Origin of the sequence: Alteromonas sp. KS69 (assembly GCF_003989595.1) — a bacterium.
Taxonomy (GTDB): Bacteria; Pseudomonadota; Gammaproteobacteria; order Enterobacterales; family Alteromonadaceae; genus Alteromonas; species Alteromonas naphthalenivorans.
This window is the reverse complement of sequence record NZ_PYHU01000012.1, coordinates 96,542-105,224: the sequence shown is the minus strand read 5'-3', so window position 1 is coordinate 105,224 and position 8,683 is coordinate 96,542. Positions and strand designations below refer to the sequence as shown.

At 42.3% G+C, this 8,683-nt stretch carries 7 protein-coding genes; 1 reads left to right on the top strand and 6 read right to left on the bottom strand.

The features are described from left to right. Positions 1-550: 550 nt before the first annotated feature. Both C7Y69_RS10160 and C7Y69_RS10155 read right to left on the bottom strand, forming a co-directional pair. Positions 551-1,150, bottom strand: a complete 600-nt coding sequence (locus tag C7Y69_RS10160) for an EF-hand domain-containing protein (RefSeq protein WP_126872628.1) — start codon at positions 1,148-1,150, stop codon at positions 551-553. Between the two features lie 240 nt (positions 1,151-1,390). Continuing rightward, a complete protein-coding gene (locus C7Y69_RS10155; RefSeq protein WP_126872627.1) occupies positions 1,391-3,760 on the bottom strand; it encodes a DNA polymerase II in 2,370 nt (789 codons plus the stop codon). Between the two features lie 231 nt (positions 3,761-3,991). On the opposite strand from C7Y69_RS10155, the gene C7Y69_RS10150 reads away from it, so the two are divergent. Further along, on the top strand, positions 3,992-5,002 hold the full coding sequence (locus C7Y69_RS10150) for an MBL fold metallo-hydrolase (RefSeq protein WP_013782666.1): 1,011 nt from the start codon (positions 3,992-3,994) through the stop codon (positions 5,000-5,002). Positions 5,003-5,005: 3 nt separating this feature from the next. Here C7Y69_RS10150 and C7Y69_RS10145 read toward each other — a convergent pair whose 3' ends face one another. The 4 genes from C7Y69_RS10145 to C7Y69_RS10130 form a co-directional block, all read right to left on the bottom strand. After that, complete coding sequence (locus tag C7Y69_RS10145) at positions 5,006-6,289, bottom strand: sensor histidine kinase (RefSeq protein WP_126872626.1); 1,284 nt, start codon at positions 6,287-6,289, stop codon at positions 5,006-5,008. Next, positions 6,289-6,873, bottom strand: coding sequence for a chemotaxis protein CheX (locus C7Y69_RS10140; protein ID WP_126872625.1), 585 nt, complete (start codon positions 6,871-6,873; stop codon positions 6,289-6,291). The genes C7Y69_RS10145 and C7Y69_RS10140 overlap by 1 nt, the downstream gene beginning before the upstream one ends. Then, entirely contained in the window at positions 6,870-7,238 is a 369-nt protein-coding gene (locus tag C7Y69_RS10135; protein ID WP_126872624.1) for a response regulator, read from the bottom strand. Before C7Y69_RS10135 ends, C7Y69_RS10140 begins: the two co-directional genes overlap by 4 nt. A gap of 251 nt (positions 7,239-7,489) precedes the next feature. After that, on the bottom strand, positions 7,490-8,659 hold the full coding sequence (locus C7Y69_RS10130) for a pyridoxal phosphate-dependent aminotransferase (protein ID WP_126872623.1): 1,170 nt from the start codon (positions 8,657-8,659) through the stop codon (positions 7,490-7,492). Positions 8,660-8,683: the final 24 nt, after the last annotated feature.

Genomic DNA, 8,683 nt, shown 5'->3' with positions numbered 1-8,683 from the left:
GGATAGTGTGGGGTTCCGGTGACCGGCCCAGCCAGTGTGGCCCAGCCCCATGTGAGAGTAGCACACTGCCAGGTCCCATTCGAAGAAATTGCTTCACAACGAAGACTATCCTAACGGATAGCCCTTTTTTTATGCGTGATAGAAAGTGAAACGTATTAGCGCATGCCGAGACTCGGCGACCAGTAACTGGCGTGGGGATAGTGTGGGGTTCCGGTGACCGGCCCAGCCAGTGTGGCCCAGCCCCATGTGAGAGTAGCACACTGCCAGGTCCCATTCGAAGAAATTGCTTCACAACGAAGACTATCCTAACGGATAGCCCTTTTTTTATGCGTGATAGAAAGTGAAACGTATTAGCGCATGCCGCAAGCCAAGTCCCATTCGAAGAAATTGCTTCACAACGATTACTTCACAACGATAACTAGCCTAACGGATAGCCCTTTTTTTATGCTTGTAAGAAAGTGAACAGGCAGTAAAAAACCCCGCGAAGACGGGGTTTTTGTTATCTCATACACTAATGTACAAAATAGCTAATTAACCTATTGAGTAACAGCTACTGCGTTAAATGCTGACGAAATTCCATCTTGGTTAGTAACTGGTTGTCGTCTTTATCCATTTCACTAAAATCGCCATCAATGCCAGCCTTTTCAACTTCCTTCATTGAGAGCTTACCGTCATCATTACGATCTGCTTTATTGAATTTCGCAGTAACTTCAGACTTCATTTCACTGGACATCTCTTTTCCCATCATCTCTTCGCCTTTCATCATGGTTGAGCCGCTACTGGTGATCATAGGCTCATTCATGGATTGAGATGTTGATGACGTCATTCTACGAGTTAGCACTGCATCGGTAGTGCCATTTGATTTAACCCGCGTTACGATATCTTCAGAAAACATGCTAGGGTTATTTTTTACATATTTATCAAACTCTAACTGGGACACTTTTTCATTACCGTCTGTGTCCATCTTCTTAAAAAATTTACTAGAGTTTGCTTCTTTTAATTCTGTTTTAGTGATGTGTCCATTTCCATCATGATCCAATGTAGAAAAATCAGCGCTAACCTTAGATTTGTGACCACCTTGGATATCTCCAGCGATTGCGGTCGTTGACATTACTGCGCCTATAACAAGTGATAGTGTAAGCTTTTTCATCACATTCTCCTTTTGTAGTGATAACACTTTGCTCGGTTAGAGCAAGGAATAAAATACTCACTTAATCACATTCATTGTTTATGCCACTGAAATAAGCTACTGATTTTTATTTATTAATTGAATAAACCTAAAAGTTAGATGTTTATCAACCTTGTTAACTTGCAACAGGGGTTTGAAAAATATTCAGGCAAATTACATCTGAGGTGACATTCATGATATGAATGCTCCAACATCATCACCTTAGTTAGAAAACAAGGATAATTGTTCGTTGGTTAATTCAGAAAAAGAAAGATTGATGAGCGGAAGTATACTGTCTGCAATGGGCATTATCTGCTTTTCGATGTAATGGTCGTAATCAAGCGGTGCCATTTGATGTTCAGTAGTTTGTGGGCCTTGTACTGTCATGACATAGCGTATGGTTGTATTGTGTTGGTAACGTAATCGTTGACCTGTTTTACGATTAATATCATCTGCAAGGCGCGCGGCTTTTACATGAGGAGGCAAAGATTTGATGTAGTCGTTTAATGGCTTTCTTAGTCGCTTAGCATATACGAGTCTGGTGTCTTCTTTCCCTTGGCGAATATTATCAACAGTTTGTTTAATAAAATCAGATACAGGTGCTTTTTCGAAAACCCGTCGATACAACTCATACTGAAAGTATTTAGCTAATTCAGTCCAGTCTGAACGTACGTTTTCTAACCCTTTAAAAACCAGCTCTTTTTTATCACCAATTTGCTTTAAACCTGCATACCTTTTCTTGCTGCCTAACGCAGAACCTCTAATTGTGGGCATAAAAAAAGTTTCAAAGTGGGTTTCAAATTCAATATCCAAATGGCAGTCTATATCATAATCTTCACGAAGCTTGCTTTGCCACTTTTGATTGATGGTGTTTGCTAGCGACTGTCCCGTTTCATTAGGCGTGCCCAACGATGTGTTGTTATTTACATGTACAAAGGTAGAGTCTGTATCGCCATAGATAACTGAGAACCCTGCTTCTTCTATCCACTTTGCGGTAGTTTGCATTATTTCATGCCCACGCAGAGTAATAGAGCTTGCTAGTCTTGGGTCGTAAAAAGGGCATCCGCCACTGCCTAATACGCCATAAAATGAATTCATTAAAATCTTTATTGCTTGCGAGCGGGGAGCATCGTTTTGCTTTTTAGCCTCGTCTCTTTGGCGCCATAGATTGTCAATAATATCGGGCAAAAAATGATTGTCACGACTAAACATCGCCCCTTTGAAGCCCTCAATGGCGCGTTCTGGGTATTTAAGGCCCTCAGCAAGTCCCATTGGGTCAATCTTAAACGTGCGAATAATTGACGGGTATAGGCTCTTAAAGTCGAGCACAAGTACATCAGAGTACAGGCCTGGCTGTGAATTCATCACGTAGCCACCAGGGCTAGCTAACCCGCCGTGTTCGGGGCGTACACCACTTACATAACGTTGTCTGTGCAACTTTGGTAAATATACATTTAGAAATGCCGCTACCGACCCACCGGGTCTTCCCAAATCGAGCCCAGTTAAGGTGCCTCTCAAGATAAGAAACTCTATAAATCGAGTTTTTGTAGCAATCTCATTTACCAATACACAGTCTTTGTGGTTATAGCTCGCAAGCGAAGAGGGGTCTTCGTAATACAAGGCCTTTATTGCCCCAAGCTTGTCTTCACTCGGTATGAGCTTTTTATCACCCAGTAACTGCTGTGCAACATTGTCTAAAGAGAAAGAATCAAATTGATAGGTCATCGTCTTTAGTGCTTCAATCCCATCTACAATACTGCGGCCAGGTATATCCACAATAGTTTGACCATCCCAATCCCTTACGAAGGCTTCTCGTTTGTCTCGGCCTATTGTAAATTTCACGCCTTGTTTTTTGGCTCGCCTAGCAAGCACGGCCATATCGAACTGTTTGACATTCCAGCCTAAGATAACGTCTGGATCGATTTCACATATACGCGTTATAAACGCAGTGAGCAGTGCTGATTCAGTAGAAAACTGGCTAAGTGAAAATGTGTCTGGAACATCTAACGTCTTGGGATGAGTGGAAGCAGAAACTAACATCACTTCATTAACGTCGTTAGACGCTAGCGCTATACTGAATAGATTTTCATTTTCATCGCACTCAATATCTATACTAATCGAGTAAAGGCTTGGCGTGTAGATTGCGGGTCTAATTCGCGCCTCAGGTATTAATGTGGCGGTTTCGTCAGCCGCAATAAACTCCAATGAGCCGTAAATAAACCGCTCCATCAAATACCTATCAGCAAGCCGTATATCAGCTTCATACAAAGTGATATGTAAGCTTTTAGCAAGCTGCCTTAATTGATGCATGTGGGAATCAGACGTGGTTTTAAGGGTGTCTACTTCCACTTGCTCTAGGGTAAAGAAGCTGTCAGAGGAAACTTCAACCTCAATACCTTCCCGCTTGGCTTTTTCTATTATGCTTTTTGTGTTTTCAGTAGCAACAAAACATGAGGGTTTCTGCAAAGCGCTTTGAAGACACACAGGACCATCGTCGGTAGATACCCACACTTCAACGCAAGCGCCTTTATGCTTACTGCGCGCTTGTTTAGCAATAGTGTGTTTACTGAGAATGTAACCTTTTCTAATCACGGCAAGTTAATTTTCGTTGGTGAGATAATGAAGGACTCATAGTACAGGGCAATCGATTTTCTTTACTCGAAATGAGAGAGGTCAATGGTTTACCAATGCTCGCTAGGTCTTAATAACTCTCGGTATAGCAGTGCTATTACTTAACGCTATAGTTGATTATCAAACAGATACGTTTGTTTTTGCCTACCTATCGTTATAGAAGTAAGTATACCAGCGAAAAGGTGAAGATGTATGCATTACCCAGCAATTGAGCAACCGTCTCCAGGTCAATGGACAGAGATAGCGAAAGGCGTACTTTGGCTTCGTATGCCACTGCCTTTCGAACTTGACCACATTAATCTTTATCTTGTTGAAGATGATGATGGCTGGGTGGTTATTGATACTGGGCTTGGTACGAATACAACTAAAGCCTTGTGGAATGAAATTTTTGCCGCATTGGATAAACCCGTTTCAGCGGTTTTAGTTACTCATTTGCATCCTGATCACGTTGGTTTAGCCGGATGGATAGCCGACCAATTCAAAGTGCCACTGTACATGTCGCAGGTTGAGTATTTTACTGCGCGCGCGTTCACTGGGGGGAAAAGCGACACCTCTGCTTGGCGGGATGAGCAATACTATCACCGTGCAGGTTTACAATCCGATGACGTGATGTCGCTCATGTCTGGGAATAAAGGTTACAGCAACGTTGTATCGCCAATTCCAATCAGTTATCGACGATTAAAGCAAAGTGATGTGCTTACGTTAAAAGGTAACTCATGGGAAGTGATGATAGGGAGGGGGCATTCACCAGAGCACGTATGTTTATATTCTAAAGAGCTTGGAATACTGCTAGCGGGCGATCATATTTTACCGCAGATCACGCCCAATATAGGGGTATATTCAACGGAGCCTGAGGGCAATACGCTACAAGATTATTTGTCTACGCTACTGCCTTTCACTGACTTACCGGAAAAAACCTTGGTGTTACCCGCACACAGACAACCTTTTATTGGGGTAAAAGACCGAGTGAATGAGCTTATTGAACATCACCATCGCCATTTAAATGCACTCGTAGAGGCTTGTAATAAGCCTCAGACCGTTGTCGAGTTGTTACCTGTTTTATTTAAACGGGAACTGAGTGGTAGAAATATCGTATTTGCCGTAGCCGAGTGTGTGTCCCATTTAAACTACCTCTTGTCTCATGGAAAGATAACACGCCATTTATCTGATGAAGGACTTTATCTGTATGGGGTGCAACAATAGATGTTACTCAGGGGCTGTAGTTGACTCGGCTTCTGAGATGATAGGTAGCGCTATTGTAACCACTGTACCTTTACCCACTTTGCTATTGACTGAAATTTTTCCTTTGTGCTTTTCTACAATGGTATAGGCGGTGGACAAGCCTAACCCTTGGCCTTGACCTTCAGGGCGGGTAGTAAAAAAAGGTTCGAAGACTCTTTTCATATTTTTTTGCTCAATACCTTCACCGCTGTCGAGTACCTTAATTGTGACGTTCTCGTTATTTTTTAATAGTGTTAACTTAACGTAGCCTTTGTCTGGAATAGCCTGGGCGGCATTGAGTAATATGTTCATTAAGGCTTGTTTTATCATCCCTGGGTTTGCCGTTATTTCTATCTTTTCGTCGGGAGATTCCACCTTATAGTGGTGAGAAGCATATTGGGTAGATACCAACTTGATGGTTTGCGTGGCGACGTCGTTTAAATCTACAACCTGACTGCCTTGTGTGCTGTCGAGGGAAAATTGTTTTAGATTATCGACAATATCTTTAACTCGATTTAAGCCAGCTTTTGATTCTTCAAGCAACTCTTCAATGTCGTCTTTTATCAAATCATAGTGTTGTGCTTCGAAAAGGTTTTTGATTTGTTCTTTTAGTTCATCGTTGAAATCAGCAACGTGATTTTCTACCCCATCGCAGATGGATATTAAGTTATTGGCATATTGTGACAAGGTGTATAGGTTTGCGTTGATAAAACCAATAGGGTTATTTATTTCATGCGCAATGCCCGCCGCTAATTGACCCGTTGATGCCATCTTTTCCGCTTGAATGAGTTGAGATTGGGCGGTATCAAGTTTACGAATTAGTTTACGTTGAGCTTCGTGCTCTTCTTTTAGTGCGGCAGATAGCTTTTGTTGGGTACGAAAATAACTGGCCTGCGCGGTAACATCTTGTAAAAAAATGCACGCATATTTTTTCCCAGTACTTTTGTCCTTTACCGGCAATATCTCCATGTTTTGATACATCTGTGTTTCTTCGCCAGTAATCGGCCTACTGCTTTTAAACGGAAATATATGAGGGCGCTGCTCCCAGTAGCTGAAGCTTGGATGCTGCAGAACAAAAACCGATTTTAGTCTTCGCTTTAGAAACTTACCTTGGTCGCTAAAAATTTCGGTAACCGGTGTATCTTTGTACGAAGCGCGATTCTCGTGAGGAAGGCGGTCTTTAAAAAAGTCGTTTAAATAAACCACCAAAAAGTTTTCATCAACGATGCCAATTCCAACCGGAAGTTTTTCAACCAGTTGCTCAAACATTATTCTAGTAGTTCATCTAAGGTATCTTTCATTCTTGTCAGTGAATCGTCATCTAAGCAGAAAACAACGCGCATAGAAAAGGATGAAACAGCGACAGTGAATTGTACTTCCATGACCAAACTATGTTGCCACTTTAGCTCATCGAAGTTTTCTTTGTTAGGGGTAAACAACGTTGGCATATTCAAATTGGTGGTCAGTTCTAATTGGCTTGATAAGCCTGCCAAACACGCGCCGGCGAGAATATTAGACAGCTCAAGTATAATTTCTTCTACATCTTCTTTACTGAGCGGTTCACTGTACTCCATCAGTTTTGCCATCTCGCTCAGTCCAGAACGAGAAAGTACTGACATCACTTCACCTTGAATATCACCTAAAAAAGACTGGCGGGTATGAAAAGTATCGTCAGAACCAAACAGCAAGGTATATAGCTGAGTGGGGGTCACTGAGGTTATTTTAGGGATTGAAATATCAATTTTGGTTTCAATGAGTTGCGCGAGTGAATTTGCTGCTTGGCCCATTGAAATATTAAGCAATTCTTGCAGCGCATCGCGTTGTTCCTCTTCTAATGGTATTACAGCGCTCATAAATACCCCAACTCAAACATAGTCATTGCCAGTTCTTCTTTATCTAACGGTTTTCTAATAAATCGTTTCGCCCCTAAGGACAGTACGATGCGCTGTTTTTCAGGCTGAAAATCTGCACTGATTACAATAACGTTAGGAAAGCATTGTTCACGCTTAGATAAGTATTCCAACACATCCACGCCATCTACGTCTGGCATGGTTAAATCAAGCAACACAAGGTCGAAGGTGTTTTCCGCTAACAAGTCTATGGCTTCTTGGCCATTAGTTGCTTCTGAAATATCGTAGTCTAACTCCGGCGGTAACGACTTTTTTACGCTACGGCGTGACAATTTAGAGTCGTCAGTAACTAAAACAGATAGTGCCATCAACAGCCTCCTTTAACGTCTGTTAATACAGTGTGTGCAATTTCTTAGCGCCTGAAAGAAGCTTAGTAGACATACTGAGATTCTAAAACCTAGGTTGGTGTATTTGCGCAAGATACTTTAAGAGTATATGACAAAGAGGGCATTTATGAGCATTATACTTTACGTGTAAATACTAGTTGATAAGGGGGGGAATAAGAGAGGCGTACAGCCTAACGTGGCTGCACGCATAATATTACGATGTTTTAACTCAGTTAAGCGTTTTGTTTTTTAGTCATCGTTTCAAGTGCTTGTGGAATGGCATCAACATACCGCTGCACATCTGCGATTTTACCCATACTTACTCTCGACCAATTAGTATAGGTACGATAAATACCGCGGATGTGAATATCTTTCTCCGCCATCGCGGCTCTAAATAATTCAGCATCTCCTTTACCAAGGTCCACAAAAATAAAGTTAGTACTAGAAGGAAGTGCGGTTAGGCCATTGGCCTTGAGGCCATCCATCACTAAGCCTTTTGCTTCTATAACTTTATCTTTAACAAACGTTAGAAAAGCTTCATCATTGTAAGACGCAATTGCTGCGGCTAAACCTGCTTGGTTCAGCGTGTAGCCACCCATGCCGTAGCGATTTATCCACTCAGTATTTTCTTCAGAGGCAATCATGTAACCAACACGCATGCCCGCTAACCCGTAAATTTTAGAAAAGGTTCGTGCAACAATAATATTGTGTCCGGCTTTTACTAACGGAATCATTGAGTTTGCGGGCGGATCGTCGGTGAGTTCATTATACGCTTCATCAACAAGTACTAACGTCTTTTTCGAAGCCTTGATACAAAACTCTCGAAGCTTGGCAGGGTCTAGAAGGCGTCCGGTTGGGTTGTTAGGGTTGGTGATATGCACCATACCAACGCTGTCATCAATGGCTGCATACATGGCATCCAAATCGATTGCCAAATCTTTCGTGTTAGGTACCCGAACAATCTCAGGAGCACCTTGTTTCTCTGGTGCTTTTGAGGTGGTATCCCAGAAAAGATCGGGGCCTAATATTTTTCCCTTTTTGCTTGCCGCAAGGGCTGCATAAGAAAGGATTGGGCTAGAGCCTGCACTTAACGAAATATTTTTAGGTGTAATTCCGTGGCGTTCCGCAATCATGTCTAGCAACGTCATTGCAGCGGGGTAGGCATAGTATGCGCCGCCCTCTGCAGAAGCAGTAGCAATCGCTTTCAATGCTGCTTTACTTGGCCCAAATGGGTTTTCATTAGCATTTAGTTTGGCGATACCTGGCTTAGGGCCATAGAGTACTTTGGACATAGCGGGTGTTGCAGCTTGAAGCCCCGCAGACGTAATCAAGCCTGAGGCACCAATGGCAGTAGCGGCAGCACTACCACCCAAAAATAGGCGTCTTGAAACATTATGTGACATTGTTAATTCCTTATCTCAAACATC

Excerpts from the sequence above, each read along its gene's own strand:
- C7Y69_RS10160 (WP_126872628.1), bottom strand. The coding sequence starts at position 1,150 with ATGAAAAAGCTTACACTATCACTTGTTATAGGCGCAGTAATGTCAACG.
- C7Y69_RS10150 (WP_013782666.1), top strand. The coding sequence starts at position 3,992 with ATGCATTACCCAGCAATTGAGCAACCGTCTCCAGGTCAATGGACAGAG.
- C7Y69_RS10145 (WP_126872626.1), bottom strand. The coding sequence starts at position 6,289 with ATGTTTGAGCAACTGGTTGAAAAACTTCCGGTTGGAATTGGCATCGTT.
- C7Y69_RS10140 (WP_126872625.1), bottom strand. The coding sequence starts at position 6,873 with ATGAGCGCTGTAATACCATTAGAAGAGGAACAACGCGATGCGCTGCAA.
- C7Y69_RS10135 (WP_126872624.1), bottom strand. The coding sequence starts at position 7,238 with ATGGCACTATCTGTTTTAGTTACTGACGACTCTAAATTGTCACGCCGT.
- C7Y69_RS10130 (WP_126872623.1), bottom strand. The coding sequence starts at position 8,659 with ATGTCACATAATGTTTCAAGACGCCTATTTTTGGGTGGTAGTGCTGCC.